Below are 20,972 nucleotides of genomic sequence, written 5' to 3'. Positions count from 1 at the left end.
GCGCATTCGTAAAGGGGAGACAACAGGATAAACGTCAGGACGTTATCTGAAGCGAGGGTCCCAAACGGCGGCGGGGCAACAGGCAGAAGCTACTCTGCGGCATAATTATAACACCCTCACAAAAAATATGCGGAAAACATTTAAGCATTGGGCATAAAGAGCGTTCTGGGGATCCAGAAGTCGCGCGGGAGCTTCTCCTGACGGCAGGCGTCAAGATGCTCAATATACTGTCGTCGCGGGATGTCAACTGCACCGAGAGAGGCCGTGTGCTCGTTGAGCACCTGACAATCGATCAGGCGTCCGCCGCGCTGGGCAAAGGCCTCGCAGAAGACCAGCAGCGCGGTTTTCGAGGCGTTAACCGCACGGGAGAACATCGATTCGCCGCAAAACAGCGTCCCTTGCGCCACGCCGTACATGCCGCCAACCAGTTCCCCCTTTTCCCAAACCTCAATGGAGTGGGCGTAGCCAAGCTCATGGAGCTGGTGGTAGGCGTTGACGATATCGCGGGTGATCCACGTCCCTTCATGGCGATCTTCGGCACAGCCTTCTATCACCTGCCCAAAGGCGTGATTCAGCGTGACGCGATACGGGGATTTTGCATGGAAACGCTTCATGCTGCGGCTCAGATGGAACTGCGCTGGCCACAGCACGGCGCGCGGGTCGGGAGACCACCATAAAATCGGGTCGCCGGGAGAAAACCACGGGAAGATGCCGCGCTGGTAGGCCATTAATAGCCGCGCAGGGCTAAGGTCACCGCCAAGGGCCAGCAGCCCGTTGGGCTCACGCAGCGCTCCCTCCGGCGAAGGAAACGCGATGTTATGACGAGAAAGCTGGACCAGGCGCATGACAGCAAAACTCCAGTACGCGAGTGAGGACGCTACAAATATAGTCTACAGACGCTGTTTGAACTGGTAGTAGCGACCCTGTTTCGCCAACAGCTCTGCGTGACTACCTTGCTCAATAATGTGTCCGTTGTCCATCACAATTATCCGATCAAAACTTGCCAGCCCGCGCAGGCGGTGCGTCACCATCAGGACGGTTTTTCCTGCCATAACGTTTGCCAGTAAATCAAGGATTTGACTCTCGGTTGTCGCATCAAGCCCTTCTGTAGGTTCGTCGAGCAGCATCAGAGGTGCATCATGCAGCAGCGCACGCGCAATGGCCAGACGGCGCAGCTCTCCGCCGGAAAGCTGACGACCGCCTTCTCCCAGCCAGCTGTTCAGTCCTTCGTCCTCAAGCAGCTTTTGCAGTCCGACCTGCTCCAGTACGGCGCGAAGATCATCGTCCGAAGCCTCTGGCGCGGCCAGCAGCAGGTTATCGCGCAGGGTGGCGCTAAACAGATGCACGCGCTGTGGAACAACGCTCACGGTCTTGCGCAGGGCCTGCTCGCTGAAATCAGTCAGCAACGTGTTATTAAAACGAATCTGACCGTGCTGTGGATCCCACGCGCGCGTCAGCAGCTGTAGCAACGTCGACTTACCGCAGCCGGTTCGGCCGAGGAGCGCAATCCGCTGTCCTGCATTAACGGAAAGGTTGATACCCTCCAGCGCGTTCTGCGCCTGTTTGTCATAGGCGAAGGTCACGTTATCAAGCGTCAGTGCCACCTGCTCAGGCACGGTGGTTTGCCCGGCACTGAACGTGACTTCAGGCTCCTGTTCGGCAATCTGGGTGATGCGCAGGGCAGAGGCGATCACCTGTCCAAGATGCTGGAAAGCGCCCGTCACAGGGGCCAGTGCCTCAAATGCGGCCAGCGCGCAGAAAACAAAGAGGGCAATAAGAGGGCCTGGCTGGGTATTACCGCCAATCCCGCCGGATGCCAGCCACAGCATGGCGATCACCGCCACGCCGCCGATTAACACCATCAGCGCCTGCGAGAAGGCCGTCAGTTCCGACTGGCGGCGCTGGGCTTCATGCCAGTTCAGCTCCGTACTTTCCATTCGGGCACGGTAGCGCTTGCTGGCACCAAAAATGGTCAGCTCCGCCTGGCCCTGAAGCCAGGAGGTCAGCTGCTGGCGGTAATCCCCGCGCAGCCGCGTCAGGTTTTCCCCGGTGGATTTCCCGGCGCGATAAAACAGCGGCGGCAGAATGATAAGCGTCAGCAGCATGATCCCGCCCAGCGTCAGCGCAACGGGAACATCCAGAACGGACAGCCCCAGCGTAACTACCACAATCACCACAAACGCGCCCACTATCGGGGAGATCACCCGCAGGTAAAGGTGGTCCAGCGTGTCGACATCCGCAACGACACGGTTCAGTAATTCGCCCTGGCGAAAACGCGCCAGCCCGGCAGGGGAGAGGGGAAGCAGTTTGCTGAAGGTGTAAATGCGCAGGTGCTGCAGGACGCGGAACGTCGCGTCGTGGCTGACCAGCCGCTCGAAATAGCGTCCGGCAGTACGGGTAATGGCGGTACCCCGCACGCCTGCCGCCGGCAGCATATAGTTGAAGCTGTATAATCCGGCGAACCCGGCTACGGCGGAGGCCGACAGGAACCAGCCGGAAAGCGTGAGCAGGCCGATGCTGGCGAGCAGCGTTACAATCGCCAGCACGATCCCCAGCGTCAGCATCCACTTGTGGCGTTTATAGAGCGCAAGATAAGGCAGCAGAGCACGCATCAGATGTCCTCCTGACGGTTCGCCAGCAGGGCGGCGAACGGCCCCTGCGCGGCAACAAGAGCGGCGTAATTGCCTTGCTCAACAATATGACCGTTTTCCATCACCCAGATCTCATCCCAGTCAGCAATGCCTTCCAGCTGATGGGTAACCATCAGGGTGGTTTGCTGCAGGGAAGCGGCGCTCAGGGCCGCCATGACGCGCTGTTCACTGTGTGAATCCAGGCTGGCAGCAGGCTCATCCAGCAGCATCAGCTGGCACGGGTTCAGCAGCGCACGGGCGACGGCCACGCGCTGTGCCTGGCCGACAGACAGCCCGGCAGACTGATCGCCTACCACGGTATCGACACCCTGCGGGAGCAGCGGCAGAAATTCACTGACCCACGCGCGATCGAGAACGGACTGCAGTTCATCTTCACGAGCATCCGGGCGTGCCAGGAGCACGTTTTCGCGCAGCGTGGAAGCAGGTAGCTGAGGGTTTTGTCCGACCCAACTGAGCTGCTTACGCCAGGCGTCGGGATCGAGATTACGCAGTTCAGTTTTGTTTATCCGCAGCGAACCGGTGTAGGCCATAAAACCGGATAACGCATTCAGCAGAGAACTCTTCCCTGAACCGCTGGTGCCGACCAGCACCACGCGTTTTCCGGCGGGCAGGCTAAAGTTCAGCGGGCCAGCCAGCACTTTTCCTTCCGGTGAGAGAATGCAGAAATCGCTCGCTTCGACGGTTACCGGCTCTTTAGCGTTCAGCGCCACGTCACCGCGCTCCGGGTGCGCCAGCGGCGTCTCCAGGAAGGTTTTCAGGCTGTCGGCCGCGCCAACGGCCTGCGCTTTGGCATGATAGAAGGTCCCCAGGTCGCGAAGCGGCTGGAAAAACTCCGGAGCCAGGATGAGCGCGAGGAAACCGGCAGAGAGGGTCACCGCCGTGCCGTAGTGGCCGAAATCCAGCGCGCCGAGATAGGAGAAACCGAAATAAACCGCCACGAGGGCAATCGACAGCGAGGTAAAGAATTCCAGCACGCCGGACGAGAGGAACGCCAGGCGTAACACTTCCATCGTGCGCTGGCGGAAGTCCTGTGATGCCAGGCGAATGTTCTCGGTTTCCGCTTCACCGCGACCAAAAATACGCAGGGTTTCCATCCCGCGCAGACGATCGAGGAAATGTCCGCTCAGCCGGCCCAGCGCCAGGAAGTTGCGGCGGTTGGCATCAGCCGCACCCATGCCGACCATCGCCATAAACAGCGGGATCAGCGGGGCGGTCCCCAGCAGGATCAGCGCCGCCACCCAGTTAACCGGGAAGATGGCAATAACAATCAACAGCGGCACAAAAACCGCCAGCGCCATCTGCGGAAGATAGCGCGCGTAGTAATCGTGCATATCGTCGATCTGCTCAAGGATCAGCGTCGCCCAGCTTCCGGCCGGTTTACCCTGGATCCACGCGGGCCCGGCTTCCTGCAGGCGGTCGAGCACCTGACGACGGATCTCGTAGCGGATATGCTGTCCGGCGTGGAAACCGACACGTTCACGCAGCCACACCACCCAGGCGCGCAGGACAAAAACCAGGATCAGAACAATAAAGGGCAGCAGGAGCGCTTCGCGGGGAATGTTCTCCATGATCATGTGATTAAGAATGCGGGCCAGCAGCCATGCCTGGGCAACAATCAACAGACCGCTAACGAACCCCAGAAGACGGGAGATCGTAAGCCAGCGGCGGGAAATAACGCTTTGCTGTTTCAGCCAGCGTGTTAACTCTTGTTGACGGGTTTTTTCCATTGCGTATTTTGCAGGTGACGTTATAAGAAATTAGACATCTGCATGTTACACGCGAGCAAAAATAAAGGCGACCTGTGGCCGCCTTTATTTACGTTTGTTACTGACTTGTAAAGATTATTTACCTTGTTCAGCCAGTCCGTCGAGGTAGCGTTCAGCGTCCAGCGCGGCCATACAGCCGGTGCCCGCAGAGGTGATCGCCTGACGATAAATATGGTCCATCACGTCACCGGCAGCGAACACGCCCGGGATGCTGGTCTGGGTCGCGTTACCGTGAATGCCGGACTGCACTTTGATATAGCCGTTTTCCAGCTCCAGCTGGCCTTCGAAGATCGCGGTGTTCGGGCTGTGGCCGATTGCCACAAACAGGCCCGCTACTTCCAGCGTTTCGACGTTATCGGTGTTCTGGGTATCACGAATGCGCAGACCCGCAACGCCCATCTGATCGCCCGTGACTTCTTCCAGGGTACGGTTGGTGTGCAGCACGATGTTGCCACTCGCCACTTTATCCATCAGGCGCTTAATGAGGATCTTCTCGGCGCGGAAGGTGTCACGACGGTGGATCAGATGCACTTCAGAGGCGATGTTCGCCAGGTACAGCGCTTCTTCCACCGCGGTATTACCGCCGCCGATAACCGCGACTTTCTGGTTACGGTAAAAGAAACCGTCGCAGGTCGCACAGGCAGAGACGCCGCGGCCTTTGAACGCTTCTTCAGACGGCAGGCCGAGATAACGGGCAGAGGCGCCGGTGGCAATGATTAGCGCATCGCAGGTGTATTCACCGCTGTCACCCGTCAGGCGGAACGGACGGTTCTGCAAATCCACTTTATTAATGTGGTCGAAAAGGATTTCGGTTTCGAATTTGGCGGCATGCTCGTGCATGCGTTCCATCAGCAGCGGCCCGGTCAGATCGTCCGGGTCGCCCGGCCAGTTTTCCACTTCCGTGGTGGTGGTCAACTGACCGCCTTTTTCCATGCCGGTGATCAGTACCGGCTGCAGGTTTGCGCGTGCAGCATAGACCGCCGCGGTATATCCCGCAGGTCCAGAACCAAGGATTAACAACTTACTGTGTTTGGTCGTGCCCATGAGATCCCCATTGTTGTTGGCAGGCAATGGGCTGGATTGTAGGGAATTTGTTGCCGTAAAAAAAGAGCACTGGGATTTTGCTTTCGATATATGTAATAGCTGCGCCCGATGAATCCAGTGCCGTTACGTCACGTTTTCTACTGAAAACCGCTCGTTTATAAAGCAGTAAAATGAGGATTAATACCCCCCCGTAATGAATATCCGGCATCTTGTACTAAAAAACGATGTTTTGCTTTGACAATCCCCTGCGCATTTGCGAAAACATTCAAGGAAGAAAAAAAAACGCGTTAACCGTATGCCGCATAGGCATGCACGTAAATGCCATTTTTACCGTGTCAGTGAAATCTACGCATGGCGTGGACAGACGCCATACGTGATGTCGGTGACAGCCTTCGGGCAGCGGTCTTCTTACCAACAGAACCCGAATCCGCATCGCGTCTAATACATAACCAGGCGATGTGATGACTAACGGGTACAGGCTCTGAACAGTGATGTGCACAGGGTCCAGGCAGGAGTAGGGAAGGAATACAGAGAGACAATAATAATGGTAGATAGCAAGAAGCGCCCTGGCAAAGATCTCGACCGTATCGATCGTAACATTCTTAATGAATTGCAAAAGGATGGGCGTATTTCCAACGTCGAGCTTTCAAAACGTGTGGGACTTTCCCCGACGCCGTGCCTTGAGCGTGTGCGCCGACTGGAAAGACAGGGTTTTATTCAGGGCTATACGGCTCTGCTGAACCCGCATTATCTGGATGCCTCACTTCTGGTATTTGTTGAGATTACTCTGAATCGTGGTGCGCCGGATGTGTTTGAGCAATTTAACGCCGCTGTACAAAAACTTGAAGAAATTCAAGAGTGTCATCTGGTGTCCGGTGATTTCGACTACCTGTTGAAAACCCGTGTGCCTGATATGTCCGCCTACCGTAAGCTGCTGGGGGAAACCCTGCTGCGTCTGCCAGGCGTGAACGACACCCGTACCTATGTGGTGATGGAAGAGGTCAAACAGAGCAATCGTCTGGTTATTAAGACGCGCTAACACGGAACAGGTGCAAAATCAGCGTAGTTTGATTACACTCCTGTTAATCCATACAGCAACAGTGCCGGGGAGCCCCGGCGCTGTTGTCCGTTTTAGCAAACAGGCAGGATATGCCTGATACCTGGAGAGCCTTTCTTGAGCCAGGAATACACTGAAGACAAAGAAGTCACACTATCGAAGCTAAGCAGCGGACGTCGTCTCCTCGAGGCTTTGCTGATCGTTATTGCCCTTTTTGCCGTCTGGCTGATGGCAGCCTTACTCAGTTTCAATCCCTCCGATCCCAGCTGGTCGCAAACCGCGTGGCATGAGCCTATCCATAATTTAGGCGGCGTACCCGGAGCCTGGCTTGCGGACACGCTCTTTTTCATTTTCGGTGTGATGGCCTACACCATTCCCGTCATAATCATTGGCGGATGCTGGTTTGCATGGCGTCATCGTCAGAACGATGATTACATCGACTATTTTGCAGTTTCCCTGCGCCTGATTGGCGCCCTGGCGCTGATCCTCACCTCCTGCGGGCTGGCGGCGATTAATGCCGATGATATCTGGTACTTCGCCTCCGGTGGGGTGATTGGCAGCCTGCTGAGCTCTGCGCTACAGCCGATGCTGCACAGCAGCGGCGGCACGCTGGCGCTGCTCTGCATCTGGGCGGCCGGGCTGACGCTGTTTACCGGCTGGTCATGGGTGAGCATTGCCGAGAAGATCGGCAGCTTTATTCTGACGATCCTGACCTTTGCGAGCAACCGTACCCGCCGCGACGACACGTGGGTCGATGAAGAAGAATATGAAGATGAGTACGAAGAGGAAGACGATGCGCCGGTGCAACGTCGTGAATCTCGTCGTGCTCGTATTCTGCGCGGTGCCCTGGCGCGTCGCCAGCGCGTTGCTGAAAAATTTGCCAACCCGCTTGGACGTAAAACCGACGCGGCGCTCTTCTCCGGTAAGCGTATGGATGAAGACGAGCAGGTGGAGTACCGCGCAGCGGGTAGTACAGTCGATCCTGATGATGTGCTTTTCTCCGGCAACCGGGCGATGCCGGGTGATTTCGATGAATACGATCCGCTGCTTAACGGCCATACCGTTACCGCGCCGGTTGCCGCGGCCGCAGCCGCAACGACAGCATCACAGGCGTATGCCGCGCCTGTCGAAGCCGTGATGCCATCCGCGCCGGTTCCGCCTCCGGAATCCGCTATTCAGCAGCCTCAGGTTGCCTGGCAGACCGCGCCGGGTGTCCACACGCCGGAGCCTGTTATCGCGCCGGAACCAGAGAGCTATATCCCCGTGCAGCAGGAGCAGTGGCAGCAGCCTTATCAGCCGCCGCAACCTGAGTATGAACAGCCGCACTATGAGCAGCCTGTGGCCCAGCCTTATCAGGAGTACGTGCCTGAACCGGTTGAACCTGTGCAGCCTTATGTCGAGCCTCAGCCTGAACCTGAGGTGGTGGAAGAGGTGAAACCGTCTCGTCCGCCAATGTACTATTTTGAAGAAGTTGAAGAACGCCGTGCTCGTGAGCGCGAACAGCTGGCGGCATGGTATCAGCCTGTGCCTGAACCGGTGCAGGAACCTGCGCCAAAAGCCCCGTCGGTTTCGGTTCAACCGGTCGACCCGACGCCTGCTGTTGCCCCCGTAGCGGAAAGCGTGAAGCAGGCTACCGCAGCCGCAGCGGCGGCGGCACCTGTTTTTAGCCTGGCAACGGGCGGTGCGCCGCGTCCGCAGGTGAAAGAGGGAATTGGTCCGCAACTGCCTCGCCCTAACCGCGTCCGCGTTCCAACCCGTCGTGAGCTTGCCTCCTATGGGATCAAGCTGCCTTCCCAGCGGATGGCCGAAGAGAAAGCGCGTGGGACGGACTACGAAGATGATGCTGATGAAATGCAGCAGGACGAGCTGGCGCGCCAGTTCGCCGCGCAGCAGAATCAGCGCTACGGTGAAGACTATCAGCATGATGAACCGATGCTGGAAGACGAAGATGACGCGGCTGAAGCCGAATTAGCGCGTCAGTTTGCGGCAACCCAGCAGCAGCGTTACTCAGGTGAACAGCCAGCTGGTGCGAACCCGTTCTCATTATCGGATTTCGAGTTTTCGCCGATGAAAGATCTGGTGGATGATGGCCCGAGCGAGCCTCTGTTCACCCCAAGCGTGATGCCTGAAGCTGAGCCTGTGCGTCAGCCGCCAGCGCCGCAGGCACAGACTTACGTGCAGCCGCAGCAACCTGTTCAGCAGCCGTATGCGCAACCGCAGCAGCCACAACAGCAGCCGCCGCAGTACCAGCAGCCAGCACCGCAGCCGCAGGAGAGCCTGATTCACCCACTGCTGATGCGTAACGGTGATAGCCGTCCGCTGCAGCGTCCGAGCACGCCGCTGCCTTCGCTGGATTTGTTGACGCCGCCACCGGCTGAAGTCGAGCCGGTTGATACGTTTGCCCTGGAGCAGATGGCCCGTCTGGTGGAAGCCCGTCTGGCAGACTTCCGCATCAAGGCGGATGTGGTGAACTACTCACCCGGTCCTGTGATCACCCGCTTCGAACTGAACCTGGCGCCGGGCGTCAAAGCCGCGCGTATTTCTAACCTCTCCCGCGACCTGGCGCGTTCTCTGTCGACCGTGGCGGTACGTGTGGTGGAAGTGATTCCGGGTAAACCGTACGTTGGCCTTGAGCTGCCGAACAAGAAACGTCAGACCGTTTACCTGCGTGAAGTGCTGGATAACACCAAGTTCCGCGATAACCCATCTCCGCTGACCGTGGTGTTGGGTAAAGATATCGCCGGCGACCCGGTGGTGGCAGACCTCGCGAAAATGCCTCACCTGCTGGTAGCGGGTACCACCGGTTCCGGTAAATCAGTCGGCGTGAACGCCATGATCCTGAGCATGCTCTACAAAGCGCAGCCTGAAGACGTGCGTTTCATCATGATCGACCCGAAAATGCTCGAACTGTCGGTCTACGAAGGCATTCCGCACCTGCTGACGGAAGTGGTCACCGACATGAAGGACGCCGCCAACGCCCTGCGCTGGAGCGTCAATGAAATGGAGCGTCGCTACAAGCTGATGTCTGCGCTGGGCGTGCGTAACCTGGCCGGTTATAACGAGAAGATCGCCGAGGCGGCGCGCATGGGTCGTCCGATTCCGGACCCATACTGGAAGCCGGGTGACAGCATGGATGCCCAGCATCCTGTGCTGGAGAAACTGCCTTATATCGTCGTGCTGGTGGATGAATTCGCCGACCTGATGATGACCGTCGGGAAGAAAGTGGAAGAGCTGATCGCGCGTCTGGCACAGAAAGCGCGTGCGGCAGGTATTCACCTGGTGCTGGCGACCCAGCGTCCGTCCGTGGACGTTATCACCGGTCTGATTAAGGCGAACATTCCGACCCGTATTGCGTTTACCGTTTCGAGCAAAATCGACTCCCGTACCATTCTTGACCAGGGCGGCGCTGAGTCGCTGCTGGGAATGGGTGACATGCTGTACTCCGGCCCGAACTCCACCTCTCCGGTGCGCGTACACGGCGCGTTTGTTCGCGACCAGGAAGTACACGCCGTGGTGCAGGACTGGAAGGCGCGCGGACGTCCGCAGTACGTTGACGGCATTACCTCCGACAGCGAAAGCGAAGGCGGCGGTGGTGGCTTTGACGGCGGCGAAGAGCTGGATCCGTTATTCGACCAGGCGGTTAATTTCGTTACTGAAAAACGCAAAGCGTCCATCTCTGGCGTGCAGCGTCAGTTCCGCATCGGCTATAACCGCGCGGCGCGCATCATCGAGCAGATGGAAGCGCAGGGCATTGTGAGCGAGCAGGGGCACAACGGTAACCGTGAGGTGCTGGCTCCGCCGCCGTTTGATTAACCTTCAGCGATTGCAAAGAAGGGTAAATCAGCAAAAATTAAGCATATTCTTCTGTCGCCTGCCTTCGGGCAGGTCCAGAATAGAAACGGAAACCCCATTTCGGGAAGACGTATTTTAAGGAATAACAATGAAAAAAATCGCCATCGCCTGTGCATTACTCACCAGTTTTGTAGCCAGCAGCGTCTGGGCTGATGCAGCCAGCGACCTTAAAAGCCGACTGGATAAAGTAAGCAGCTTCCACGCCAGCTTCACGCAAAAAGTGACGGACGGCAGCGGCAACGCGGTGCAGGAAGGACAGGGTGATTTGTGGGTGAAACGCCCCAATCTGTTTAACTGGCATATGACCCAGCCGGATGAGAGCATCCTGGTTTCTGACGGTAAAACCCTGTGGTTCTTCAACCCGTTTGTTGAGCAGGCCACTGCGACCTGGCTGAAAGACGCGACCAGCAATACGCCGTTTATGCTGATCGCCCGCAACCAGACCAGCGACTGGCAGCAGTACAACATTAAACAGAACGGTGATGAGTTTGTCCTGACGCCGAAAGGCAGCAACGGCAATCTGAAGCAGTTCACCATCAACGTAAGCACCAACGGTACCATTAATCAGTTCGGCGCGGTTGAGCAGGACGATCAGCGCAGCAGCTACCAGCTTAAGTCTCAGCAAAACGGCGCCGTTGACGCATCGAAATTCACCTTTACCCCGCCGCAGGGCGTAACGGTGGACGACCAACGCAATAAGTAAGAGGCGTGAGTGAGCAACCTGTCGCTCGATTTTTCAGATAATGCGTTTCAACCTCTGGCCGCCCGTATGCGGCCAGAAAATTTAGCGCAGTACATCGGTCAGCAGCATCTGCTGGCTGCGGGGAAACCCTTGCCGCGCGCTATTGAGGCGGGGCATCTGCACTCCATGATCCTCTGGGGGCCGCCCGGCACCGGAAAAACCACGCTCGCTGAAGTGATCGCCCGCTATGCCAACGCGGACGTTGAGCGTATCTCGGCGGTAACGTCTGGCGTGAAGGAGATCCGCGAGGCGATCGAGCGCGCGCGTCAGAACCGCAATGCCGGACGCCGCACCATTCTCTTTGTCGATGAAGTCCACCGCTTCAACAAGAGCCAGCAGGATGCTTTCCTGCCGCATATTGAGGACGGGACGATCTTCTTCATTGGTGCGACCACCGAAAACCCGTCGTTTGAACTCAACTCGGCGCTGCTGTCCCGCGCCCGCGTCTACCTGCTTAAATCCCTGACCACGGAAGATATCGAAAAGGTTCTGACCCAGGCAATGGACGACAAAGCGCGGGGTTACGGTGGGCAGGATATCGTTCTGCCTGACGACACGCGACGTGCGATTGCGGAGCTGGTCAACGGCGATGCGCGCCGCGCGCTGAACACGCTCGAAATGATGGCCGATATGGCCGAAGTGGACGATGCGGGCAAGCGCGTATTGAAGCCTGAACTGCTCACGGAAATTGCCGGCGAGCGCAGCGCGCGTTTCGATAATAAAGGCGACCGTTTCTACGACCTGATCTCGGCGCTGCATAAGTCGGTGCGCGGCAGCGCGCCGGATGCGGCGCTCTACTGGTACGCACGTATCATTACCGCAGGTGGCGATCCGCTATACGTTGCGCGCCGCTGTCTGGCGATTGCGTCAGAAGATGTTGGCAATGCTGACCCGCGCGCCATGCAGGTTGCGCTTTCAGCCTGGGACTGCTTCACCCGCGTAGGCCCGGCGGAAGGCGAACGCGCCATTGCGCAGGCAATTGTCTATCTGGCCTGCGCGCCGAAAAGCAATGCGGTCTATACCGCGTTCAAAGCGGCGATGTCGGATGCGCGCGAGCGCCCGGACTACGATGTGCCGGTTCATCTGCGCAATGCGCCAACCAAACTGATGAAAGAGATGGGTTACGGGCAGGAGTATCGCTACGCCCATGATGAGCCTAACGCCTACGCCGCCGGGGAGGAATATTTCCCGCAGGAGATGGCACAAACGCGCTATTATCATCCCACAAACAGAGGTCTTGAAGGCAAGATTGGTGAAAAGCTCACCTGGCTCGCCGGACAGGATCAAAATAGCCCTATAAAACGCTACCGTTAGTTCAATCGTTGCGGTAATGTTGGCAATTGTATCCTTGTGACCGCAGGCTGTGGTCACATTTCCTATTTTAATTCGATAAGCACAGGATAAGCATGCTCGATCCCAATCTGCTGCGTAATGAGCCAGACGCAGTCGCTGAAAAACTGGCACGCCGGGGCTTTAAGCTGGATGTAGATAAGCTGCGCGCTCTTGAAGAGCGTCGTAAAGTACTGCAGGTACAAACTGAAAATCTGCAGGCAGAGCGTAACTCTCGATCGAAATCCATTGGCCAGGCGAAAGCGCGCGGGGAAGATATTGAGCCATTACGCCTGGAAGTGAACAAGCTGGGTGAAGAGCTGGATCAGGCGAAAGCGGAGCTGGACGTTCTTCAGGCCGAAATTCGTGACATCGCTCTGGCTATCCCGAACATTCCTGACGAGAGCGTGCCTGTCGGCAAAGACGAGAACGACAACGTTGAAGTGAAGCGCTGGGGTACGCCTCGCGAGTTTGACTTCGAAGTGCGCGATCACGTGACGCTGGGCGAAATGCACGCGGGCCTGGACTTTGCCGCTGCGGTTAAGCTGACCGGCTCTCGCTTCGTAGTAATGAAAGGTCAGATTGCCCATCTGCACCGCGCCCTGGCGCAATTCATGCTGGATCTGCACACCGAGCAGCACGGCTACAGCGAAACCTATGTTCCGTATCTGGTTAACCACGATACGCTGTACGGTACGGGCCAGCTGCCGAAATTTGCCGGCGATCTGTTCCATACCCGTCCGCTGGATGAAGAAGCAGACAGCAGCAACTATGCGCTGATCCCAACCGCGGAAGTGCCGCTGACCAACCTCGTGCGTGATGAGATCATTGACGAAGACGATCTGCCAATCAAGCTGACGGCACACTCTCCGTGCTTCCGTTCAGAAGCCGGTTCTTACGGTCGCGACACCCGTGGTCTGATCCGTATGCACCAGTTCGACAAAGTCGAGATGGTGCAGATCGTCCGTCCGGAAGAATCCATGGACGCGCTGGAAGAGATGACTGGCCATGCGGAAAAAGTGCTGGAGCTGCTGGGCCTGCCGTATCGCCGCATGGCGCTGTGCACCGGTGACATGGGCTTTGGTGCCTGCAAAACCTTCGACCTGGAAGTCTGGGTGCCTGCACAGAACACCTACCGTGAAATCTCCTCCTGCTCTAACGTCTGGGATTTCCAGGCACGCCGCATGCAGGCACGCTGCCGCAGCAAATCTGACAAGAAAACCCGTCTGGTGCATACCCTGAACGGTTCTGGTCTGGCTGTTGGCCGTACGCTGGTTGCCGTGCTGGAAAACTACCAGCAGGCAGATGGCCGCATCGAGATCCCTGAAGTGCTGCGTCCATACATGAAAGGCCAGCAGTACATCGGCTAATTCTTTGCCTCACAACAAAAAAGCGCCTTCGGGCGCTTTTTTTATGCCTCTGAATTGACACGACGCAATACCCCCTCCCTCTAAAGTAGTAATACTCCTCCGAATGAAAGTCAGCATAAGACGCTGATAACGAAGAAATTCGTTATTTACAAAACTATATAGCGGTTCGAGCCGCCTCTCTTTTCTTTGTGAGCAACCAAAGTGAGTCTCTATGAAAATCAAAGCGCCTGAAGCGTTAATGGCTGCCGAGGTCACTCGCCGTGGGTTGATGAAAACCACGGCAATAGGCGGCCTGGCTGTAGCCAGCAGCGCCTTCACGCTCCCTTTTACCCGGCTGGCGTCGGCGGCGGACGCACTATCCGCAGCCGCAGCTCCGGAAAAAGTGGTGTGGAGTGCGTGTACCGTAAACTGCGGTAGCCGTTGTCCGCTGCGTATGCATGTGGTGGATGGCGAAATTAAGTATGTCGAAACCGATAACACCGGGGACGATAACTACGAAGGGTTGCACCAGGTTCGCGCCTGCCTGCGCGGTCGCTCCATGCGTCGCCGCGTCTACAACCCGGATCGTCTGAAATACCCAATGAAGCGTGTCGGTAAGCGTGGGGAAGGGAAGTTTGAGCGCATTAGCTGGGACGAAGCCTACGACATTATCGCCACCAACCTGCAGCGCCTGATTAAAGAGTACGGCAACGAGTCCATCTACCTGAACTATGGCACCGGGACGCTGGGCGGCACGCTGACCCGCTCCTGGCCACCGGGTAAAACGCTGGTCGCGCGTCTGATGAACTGCTGCGGCGGTTATCTCAACCACTACGGCGATTACTCTTCCGCGCAGATTGCCGCAGGTCTGAACTACACCTACGGCGGCTGGGCCGACGGCAACAGCCCGTCCGATATCGAAAACAGTAAGCTGGTCGTCCTGTTCGGTAACAACCCGGGCGAAACCCGCATGAGCGGCGGCGGGGTGACGTACTACCTCGAACAGGCCCGCGCCAAATCTAATGCCCGCATGATCATTATCGATCCGCGCTATACCGACACCGGTGCCGGGCGCGAAGATGAGTGGATCCCCATTCGTCCCGGTACCGATGCGGCACTGGTTTCCGCGCTGGCGTGGGTGATGATTACTGAAAACCTCGTCGATCAGCCGTTCCTTGATAAATACTGCGTCGGTTATGACGAGAAAACGCTGCCAGCCAGTGCCCCTGCCAATGGTCACTACAAGGCATATATTCTCGGCCAGGGCAGCGACGGCGTAGCGAAAACGCCGGAGTGGGCCTCCACCATCACCGGTATTCCGGTCGAGCGCATTGTTCAGCTGGCGCGTGAGATAGGTTCAGCTAAACCGGCCTACATCAGCCAGGGCTGGGGACCGCAGCGTCATGCGAATGGTGAAATCGCCACCCGCGCTATCTCCATGCTTTCAATTCTGACCGGCAACGTCGGCGTTCATGGCGGTAACACCGGCGCGCGCGAAGGTTCTTATGAAGTGCCGTTTGAGCGGATGCCGACGCTGGATAACCCGGTACAGACCAGCATCTCCATGTTCATGTGGACTGACGCGATCGAGCGCGGCCCGGAAATGACCGCGCTGCGCGACGGCGTTCGGGGCAAAGACAAGCTGGATGTGCCGATCAAGATGATCTGGAACTACGCCGGCAACTGCCTTATCAACCAGCACTCGGAAATCAACCGCACCCATGAAATTCTGCAGGACGACAAGAAGTGCGAGATGATTGTGGTGATCGACTGCCACATGACCTCCTCGGCAAAATATGCCGATATTCTGCTGCCGGACTGCACCGCGTCTGAGCAGATGGATTTCGCGCTGGACGCTTCCTGCGGCAACATGTCCTACGTGATCTTTACCGACCAGGCCATCAAGCCGCGCTTCGAGTGCAAAACCATCTATGAGATGACCTCCGAACTGGCGAAGCGATTGGGCGTCGAACAGCAGTTTACCGAAGGGCGTACTCAGGAAGGGTGGATGCGCCATCTGCACGAGCTCTCTCGTAAAGCAATTCCCGATCTGCCGGACTTCGACACCTTCCGCAAGCAGGGCATGTACAAGCAGCGTGACCCGGAAGGGCATCACGTGGCGTATAAAGCGTTCCGTGAAGATCCGCAGGCGAATCCGCTGACCACGCCGTCGGGCAAAATCGAAATCTACTCCGAAGCGCTGGCAAAAATCGCGTCTACCTGGGAGCTGCCGGAAGGAGATGTTATCGATCCGCTGCCGATCTACACGCCGGGGTTCGAAAACTATAACGATCCGCTGACGGCGAAATTCCCGCTGCAGCTGACCGGTTTCCACTACAAGGCGCGCGTGCACTCCACCTACGGCAACGTTGACGTACTGAAGGCCGCCTGCCGCCAGGAGATGTGGATCAACCCGATGGATGCCAAAGCACGTGGTATCCGTAACGGGGATCGCGTGCGTATCTTTAACGGTCGCGGCGAGGTACACATTGAAGCCAAAGTGACACCGCGCATGATGCCTGGCGTAGTGGCACTGGGGGAAGGGGCCTGGTACAGCCCGGATGCCAACCGCATCGACCAGGCAGGCAGTATTAACGTCCTGACCACGCAGCGTCCGTCGCCGCTGGCGAAAGGCAACCCGTCTCACACAAACCTTGTCCAGGTTGAAAAGGTTTAAGGAGTAACCGATGACAACCCAGTATGGATTTTTCATTGATTCCAGCCGTTGCACCGGGTGCAAAACCTGCGAGCTGGCCTGTAAAGATTATAAAGATCTCACCCCGGACGTGAGTTTCCGCCGCATTTACGAATACGCCGGGGGCGACTGGCAGGAAGATAACGGCGTCTGGCATCAGAACGTCTTTGCCTATTACCTGTCGATTGCCTGTAACCACTGTGAAGATCCGGCCTGCACCAAGGTGTGCCCGAGCGGGGCGATGCACAAGCGGGAGGACGGTTTTGTGGTGGTGGATGAAGATGTCTGCATCGGCTGTCGCTACTGCCATATGGCGTGCCCGTACGGCGCGCCGCAGTACAACGCCGCCAAAGGACATATGACCAAGTGCGACGGCTGCCACAGCCGCGTAGCGGACGGCAAAAAGCCAATCTGCGTCGAGTCCTGCCCGCTGCGCGCGCTGGATTTTGGTCCGATAGAAGAGCTGCGTCAGAAACACGGTCAGCTTGCCGCTGTGGCACCGCTGCCGTCAGCACACTTCACCAAGCCGAGTATTGTCATTAAACCTAACGCCAACAGCCGTCCGACGGGTGACACCACCGGCTACCTGGCAAATCCGAAGGAGGTGTGAGATGGGAAGTGGATGGCATGAATGGCCGCTGATGATCTTCACGGTCTTTGGGCAGTGCGTAGTGGGCGGCTTCATTGTTCTGGCGCTGGCGCTGTTAAAAGGGAACCTCAATGCCGAACAGCAGCAGCGTTTAGTGTTGAGCATGTTTGGCCTGTGGGTGCTGATGGGGATTGGATTTATCGCCTCTACGCTGCACCTGGGCTCACCGATGCGCGCGTTCAACTCCCTGAACCGCGTGGGGGCGTCGTCGCTCAGTAACGAAATTGCCAGCGGGGCAATCTTCTTTACCGTCGGCGGGCTGGGGTGGCTGCTGGCTGCGTTGAAAAAATTGCCTGCGGGCCTGCGCAGCCTGTGGCTGATCGTCACCATGGTACTGGGCGTGGTGTTCGTGTGGATGATGGTGCGCGTCTATAACACCATCGATACCGTTCCAACCTGGTACAGCTTCTGGACGCCGATGAGCTTCTTCCTGACGATGTTTATCGGTGGGCCGCTGCTGGGCTACCTGCTGCTGCGCGTGGCGGGGGTAAACGGTTGGGCAATGCGTCTGCTGCCAGCCGTTTCGCTGCTGGCGCTGGTGGTGAGCGCGATGGTCGCCCTGATGCAGGGGGCCGAGCTGGCAACCATTCACAGCTCTATCCAGCAGGCTTCTGCGCTGGTGCCGGACTACGGTTCGCTGATGGCCTGGCGCGTGGTGTTGCTGGCAGCTGCGCTGGTGTGCTGGATCGGCCCTCAGCTTAAAGGTTATCAGCCTGCACTGCCGCTCCTGTCACTGGCTTTTGTGCTGGTGCTGGCAGGGGAGTTAATTGGTCGCGGTGTGTTTTACGGCCTGCATATGACGGTCGGTATGGCTATCGCCAGCTAATTTCATTTTTCGTTATAAAAAGCCGGGACATAGCGCCCGGCTTTTCTTTTTTTCATTCATGAAATTTTTCGACTGTCGTTTTGTTTTAATTTCGGTCATTAATAAATAAAAACAGATACATAATTAATATCTATAGCAGGCGCTGCATTAGCAGGATAAGTTTTTTAAATCGACAGGGAACATATTGTGCGAGCCGGTTAAATCTGTGGATTGACTTTGTTTTTGCCAGTGGCATGATGCGCACGAAATCTGAACTTCCTCACGGTTTTTAATCCATGACCACCTATACCCGGCCAGTGCTCCTGTTGCTCTGTGGCCTGCTTCTGTTGACCCTGGCGATCGCCGTGTTAAACACGCTCGTCCCGCTATGGCTCGCCCATGAAAACTTACCGACCTGGCAGGTGGGTATGGTCAGCTCGTCCTTTTTCACCGGGAACCTGTTGGGCACATTATTAACCGGTAGCCTGATTAAGCGTTTTGGCTTTAATCGCAGCTATTATCTGGCCTCGCTGATTTTCGCTGCCGGGTGCGCCGGGCTGGGTCTGATGGTGGGCTTCTGGAGCTGGATGGCATGGCGCTTTATCGCCGGCGTCGGCTGCGCGATGATTTGGGTGGTGGTTGAAAGCGCGCTGATGTGTAGCGGTACCTCCCGCAACCGCGGACGTCTTCTGGCGGCCTATATGATGGTTTACTACGTCGGTACCGTTCTGGGTCAACTGATGGTCAGCAAACTGCCAACCGACCTGATGAGCGTGCTGCCGTGGGTAACCGGCATGGTGCTGGCCGCGATCCTGCCGCTGCTCTTTACGCGCATTGTGAACCAGAACAGCGAACATCAGGAAGCGACCCACGTCTGGCCGATGTTGAGACTCCGTCAGGCGCGTCTGGGCGTAAACGGATGCATTATTTCGGGAATTGTACTGGGCTCGCTCTATGGCCTGATGCCGCTCTACCTGAATCATCAGGGCGTCAGCGATTCCGGAATTGGTTTCTGGATGGCGGTGATGGTCAGTGCGGGTATTGTGGGGCAATGGCCGATTGGCCGCCTGGCAGACCGTTTTGGTCGTCTGCTGGTGCTGCGCGTTCAGGTTTTCGTGGTGATCATGGGATGCCTTGCGATGCTCAGCAACGCCGCGATGGCGCCTGCACTGTTTATTCTCGGGGCCGCAGGATTCACGCTTTACCCGGTCGCGATGGCGTGGGCCTGTGAGAAAGTAGAACATCACCAGCTCGTGGCAATGAACCAGGCGCTATTATTAAGCTATACCATCGGTAGCCTGCTGGGACCGACATTTACCGCGATGCTGATGCAGAATTATTCCGACAATTTGCTGTTTATCATGATTGCCAGCGTGTCGTTTATTTATCTCCTGATGCTGCTGCGCAAAGCGGGCGAGCATCCAACCCCTGTGGCGCACGCCTGATTAAATAAAAGCCTGTCGATGACAGGCTTTTTTGTCCCCGTCACATATAAGACTTTTACGCATTGTTTGTTTTCCCCGCCTGGCGATAATTCAAATGAGTTCTACCACAAAAGGCAACAATCATGTCTATACGTCGTTTTTCCACTACCGCACTTGCCGTAGTGTTGTCTTTAACGTTTGCAACGGCTCCGGTCATGGCTAATCCTGGAAACGGGAATGGCGGTGGTCATGGAAACAGTGGCGGACAAGGTAATGGCGGCAATCATGGTAACGGGAATTCTGGTAATTCCGGTAACCATGGTAATAAGCAAAATAGCGGAAAGGAAAACCCTGGAAAATCGGATAAGAGCTTCAAAAACAGCAAAGATGTCGGTAATGACGTCGACGCTCGCGTGAGCTTCGATCATGCCCGCCACCTGGCACTGAATTATGGCTTAACGGGCTATGAGTCTCTGCCTCCGGGGATTGCGAAAAACCTCGCACGCGGTAAACCGCTTCCTCCGGGCATTGCGAAGAAGACCGTACCAGCCTCTATGCTCGGCCAGCTTCCTTCCTACCCGGGCTATGAATGGCGCGTGGTCGGGGACGACCTGGTCTTAATTGCGCTGAGTACGGCGATTGTGACCTCCGTAATTAACGGCGTCTTTAAATAGAATATAAAAAGGCCCGGTTCTTACCGGGCCTTCTCTTTAATACATGACCTTGTGGCCGTACTGCTCAAGAATACCTTTCACGCGTTCCATCGTCTCTTTTTTCGGCGGCTTCACGCCATCAAGCTTGTACTCTTCGCCCATCGCCACCCATTTATGTTTACCCAGTTCGTGATAGGGCAGAAGCTCAATTTTCTCGACGTTGCCCATGTCGCGGGTAAATTCACCCAGGCGATGCGCGGAGTCATCGTCATCTGACCAGCCGGGAACAACAACGTAGCGGATCCAGGTTTTGATTCCTTTATCGGCGATGTATTTGGCAAACTCCAGCGTACGGTGGTTAGAAACGCCAACCAGATTCTGGTGGATCTCATCGTTCATCTGTTTGAGATCGAGCATCACCAGATCGGTCACGTCGAGCAGTTCATCAATGACCGGATCGTAGCGGCGCACAAAGCCGTTGGTGTCGAGGCAGGTATGAATGCCTTCTTTATGGCAGGCGCGGAACCAGTCGCGGACAAACTCAGCCTGAAGAATAGCTTCACCGCCGGACGCAGTCACGCCACCGCCGGATGCGTTCATAAAGTGGCGGTAGGTCACCACCTCTTTCATCAGATCTTCCACGGTGACTTCTTTACCGCCGTGCGTGTCCCAGGTGTCGCGGTTATGGCAGTACAGGCAGCGCATCAGGCAGCCCTGGAAAAAGGTAATAAAGCGGATCCCCGGGCCATCGACGGTGCCACAGGATTCAAAGGAGTGAATGCGACCAATAGTTGACATTGCGGTGATATCTCCGAATTTGGCCCATCCGGGGGCCTGTGTAGTTGCACAGCTCAAAGGCTATGTCGAGTCTGTTTTGGCTGTTATCCATAAAGTATAGATAGCGGACAAAAGAGACTGGTGAAGCGAGGGTGTTAAAAAGGCCCCACTTGCGTGGA

Annotated in this window: 16 protein-coding genes; 10 read left to right on the top strand and 6 right to left on the bottom strand. The window is 56.9% G+C overall.

Annotation, left to right across the window (positions count from 1 at the left end; genetic code table 11):
• Nucleotides 1–140 precede the first annotated feature (140 nt).
• The 4 genes from aat to trxB all read right to left on the bottom strand — a co-directional run bounded on the left by aat (nt 141) and on the right by trxB (nt 5,461).
• Nucleotides 141–845 carry a leucyl/phenylalanyl-tRNA--protein transferase gene (gene aat / locus ACTJI7_RS04710; RefSeq protein ID WP_041910636.1) on the bottom strand — a complete coding sequence of 235 codons (705 nt, stop codon included), beginning with the start codon at nt 843–845 and terminating at the stop codon, nt 141–143.
• Between the two features lie 45 nt (nt 846–890).
• Nucleotides 891–2,612: a heme ABC transporter ATP-binding protein/permease CydC gene (gene cydC / locus ACTJI7_RS04705; RefSeq protein WP_063154581.1), complete on the bottom strand. Its 1,722-nt coding sequence runs from the start codon at nt 2,610–2,612 to the stop codon at nt 891–893.
• Nucleotides 2,612–4,378: a heme ABC transporter permease/ATP-binding protein CydD gene (cydD, locus tag ACTJI7_RS04700; RefSeq protein WP_049136502.1), complete on the bottom strand. Its 1,767-nt coding sequence runs from the start codon at nt 4,376–4,378 to the stop codon at nt 2,612–2,614. The genes cydC and cydD overlap by 1 nt, the downstream gene beginning before the upstream one ends.
• Nucleotides 4,379–4,492: 114 nt before the next feature.
• On the bottom strand, nt 4,493–5,461 hold the full coding sequence (gene trxB, locus ACTJI7_RS04695) for a thioredoxin-disulfide reductase (RefSeq protein ID WP_063154579.1): 969 nt from the start codon (nt 5,459–5,461) through the stop codon (nt 4,493–4,495).
• A 544-nt stretch (nt 5,462–6,005) separates the two neighbouring features.
• On the opposite strand from trxB, the gene lrp reads away from it, so the two are divergent.
• The 9 genes from lrp (at nt 6,006) to ACTJI7_RS04650 (ending at nt 19,384) form a co-directional block, all read left to right on the top strand.
• Entirely contained in the window at nt 6,006–6,500 is a 495-nt protein-coding gene (gene lrp / locus ACTJI7_RS04690; protein ID WP_000228469.1) for a leucine-responsive transcriptional regulator Lrp, read from the top strand.
• 135 nt (nt 6,501–6,635) lie between these two features.
• The gene (locus ACTJI7_RS04685) at nt 6,636–10,331 is read left to right on the top strand and encodes a DNA translocase FtsK 4TM domain-containing protein (RefSeq protein WP_063154577.1); all 3,696 of its coding nucleotides are present in this window, start codon (nt 6,636–6,638) and stop codon (nt 10,329–10,331) included.
• Between the two features lie 127 nt (nt 10,332–10,458).
• The gene (gene lolA, locus ACTJI7_RS04680; RefSeq protein ID WP_028012557.1) at nt 10,459–11,073 is read left to right on the top strand and encodes an outer membrane lipoprotein chaperone LolA; all 615 of its coding nucleotides are present in this window, start codon (nt 10,459–10,461) and stop codon (nt 11,071–11,073) included.
• A gap of 9 nt (nt 11,074–11,082) precedes the next feature.
• Nucleotides 11,083–12,426 (top strand): replication-associated recombination protein RarA, encoded by a 1,344-nt coding sequence (gene rarA / locus ACTJI7_RS04675; protein ID WP_028012558.1) that lies wholly within the window; start codon nt 11,083–11,085, stop codon nt 12,424–12,426.
• A 92-nt stretch (nt 12,427–12,518) separates the two neighbouring features.
• Nucleotides 12,519–13,811, top strand: a complete 1,293-nt coding sequence (gene serS, locus ACTJI7_RS04670; RefSeq protein ID WP_063154575.1) for a serine--tRNA ligase — start codon at nt 12,519–12,521, stop codon at nt 13,809–13,811.
• A 211-nt stretch (nt 13,812–14,022) separates the two neighbouring features.
• Nucleotides 14,023–16,467: a dimethylsulfoxide reductase subunit A gene (gene dmsA, locus ACTJI7_RS04665; RefSeq protein WP_063154573.1), complete on the top strand. Its 2,445-nt coding sequence runs from the start codon at nt 14,023–14,025 to the stop codon at nt 16,465–16,467.
• A 10-nt stretch (nt 16,468–16,477) separates the two neighbouring features.
• Nucleotides 16,478–17,095, top strand: coding sequence for a DMSO/selenate family reductase complex B subunit (locus ACTJI7_RS04660; RefSeq protein WP_014883208.1), 618 nt, complete (start codon nt 16,478–16,480; stop codon nt 17,093–17,095).
• A 1-nt stretch (nt 17,096) separates the two neighbouring features.
• Nucleotides 17,097–17,960, top strand: coding sequence for a dimethyl sulfoxide reductase anchor subunit family protein (locus tag ACTJI7_RS04655; protein WP_047368208.1), 864 nt, complete (start codon nt 17,097–17,099; stop codon nt 17,958–17,960).
• Between the two features lie 275 nt (nt 17,961–18,235).
• Entirely contained in the window at nt 18,236–19,384 is a 1,149-nt protein-coding gene (locus tag ACTJI7_RS04650) for an MFS transporter (protein ID WP_045261768.1), read from the top strand.
• A gap of 55 nt (nt 19,385–19,439) precedes the next feature.
• Here ACTJI7_RS04650 and ACTJI7_RS04645 read toward each other — a convergent pair whose 3' ends face one another.
• Complete coding sequence (locus tag ACTJI7_RS04645; protein WP_223824769.1) at nt 19,440–19,580, bottom strand: hypothetical protein; 141 nt, start codon at nt 19,578–19,580, stop codon at nt 19,440–19,442.
• On the opposite strand from ACTJI7_RS04645, the gene ACTJI7_RS04640 reads away from it, so the two are divergent.
• Nucleotides 19,579–20,037: an anti-virulence regulator CigR family protein gene (locus tag ACTJI7_RS04640; protein ID WP_269837742.1), complete on the top strand. Its 459-nt coding sequence runs from the start codon at nt 19,579–19,581 to the stop codon at nt 20,035–20,037. The genes ACTJI7_RS04645 and ACTJI7_RS04640 overlap by 2 nt on opposite strands.
• A gap of 36 nt (nt 20,038–20,073) precedes the next feature.
• Here ACTJI7_RS04640 and pflA read toward each other — a convergent pair whose 3' ends face one another.
• Complete coding sequence (gene pflA / locus ACTJI7_RS04635) at nt 20,074–20,814, bottom strand: pyruvate formate lyase 1-activating protein (RefSeq protein ID WP_028012563.1); 741 nt, start codon at nt 20,812–20,814, stop codon at nt 20,074–20,076.
• Between the last annotated feature and the right edge of the window lie 158 nt (nt 20,815–20,972).

The sequence above is a fragment of the Enterobacter sp. 22499 genome, from assembly GCF_052044815.1.
Lineage (GTDB): Bacteria > Pseudomonadota > Gammaproteobacteria > Enterobacterales > Enterobacteriaceae > Enterobacter > Enterobacter bugandensis.
The sequence above is the reverse complement of the archived record's forward strand: the minus strand, read 5'-3'. Positions and strand labels throughout refer to the sequence as shown.

What these genes read in the sequence shown, in the direction of transcription:
- aat (WP_041910636.1), bottom strand. Translation starts at nt 845, where the DNA reads ATGCGCCTGGTCCAGCTTTCTCGTCATAACATCGCGTTTCCTTCGCCG.
- cydC (WP_063154581.1), bottom strand. Translation starts at nt 2,612, where the DNA reads ATGCGTGCTCTGCTGCCTTATCTTGCGCTCTATAAACGCCACAAGTGG.
- cydD (WP_049136502.1), bottom strand. Translation starts at nt 4,378, where the DNA reads ATGGAAAAAACCCGTCAACAAGAGTTAACACGCTGGCTGAAACAGCAA.
- trxB (WP_063154579.1), bottom strand. Translation starts at nt 5,461, where the DNA reads ATGGGCACGACCAAACACAGTAAGTTGTTAATCCTTGGTTCTGGACCT.
- lrp (WP_000228469.1), top strand. Translation starts at nt 6,006, where the DNA reads ATGGTAGATAGCAAGAAGCGCCCTGGCAAAGATCTCGACCGTATCGAT.
- lolA (WP_028012557.1), top strand. Translation starts at nt 10,459, where the DNA reads ATGAAAAAAATCGCCATCGCCTGTGCATTACTCACCAGTTTTGTAGCC.
- serS (WP_063154575.1), top strand. Translation starts at nt 12,519, where the DNA reads ATGCTCGATCCCAATCTGCTGCGTAATGAGCCAGACGCAGTCGCTGAA.
- dmsA (WP_063154573.1), top strand. Translation starts at nt 14,023, where the DNA reads ATGAAAATCAAAGCGCCTGAAGCGTTAATGGCTGCCGAGGTCACTCGC.
- ACTJI7_RS04660 (WP_014883208.1), top strand. Translation starts at nt 16,478, where the DNA reads ATGACAACCCAGTATGGATTTTTCATTGATTCCAGCCGTTGCACCGGG.
- ACTJI7_RS04655 (WP_047368208.1), top strand. Translation starts at nt 17,097, where the DNA reads ATGGGAAGTGGATGGCATGAATGGCCGCTGATGATCTTCACGGTCTTT.
- ACTJI7_RS04650 (WP_045261768.1), top strand. Translation starts at nt 18,236, where the DNA reads ATGACCACCTATACCCGGCCAGTGCTCCTGTTGCTCTGTGGCCTGCTT.
- ACTJI7_RS04640 (WP_269837742.1), top strand. Translation starts at nt 19,579, where the DNA reads ATGGCTAATCCTGGAAACGGGAATGGCGGTGGTCATGGAAACAGTGGC.
- ACTJI7_RS04645 (WP_223824769.1), bottom strand. Translation starts at nt 19,580, where the DNA reads ATGACCGGAGCCGTTGCAAACGTTAAAGACAACACTACGGCAAGTGCG.
- pflA (WP_028012563.1), bottom strand. Translation starts at nt 20,814, where the DNA reads ATGTCAACTATTGGTCGCATTCACTCCTTTGAATCCTGTGGCACCGTC.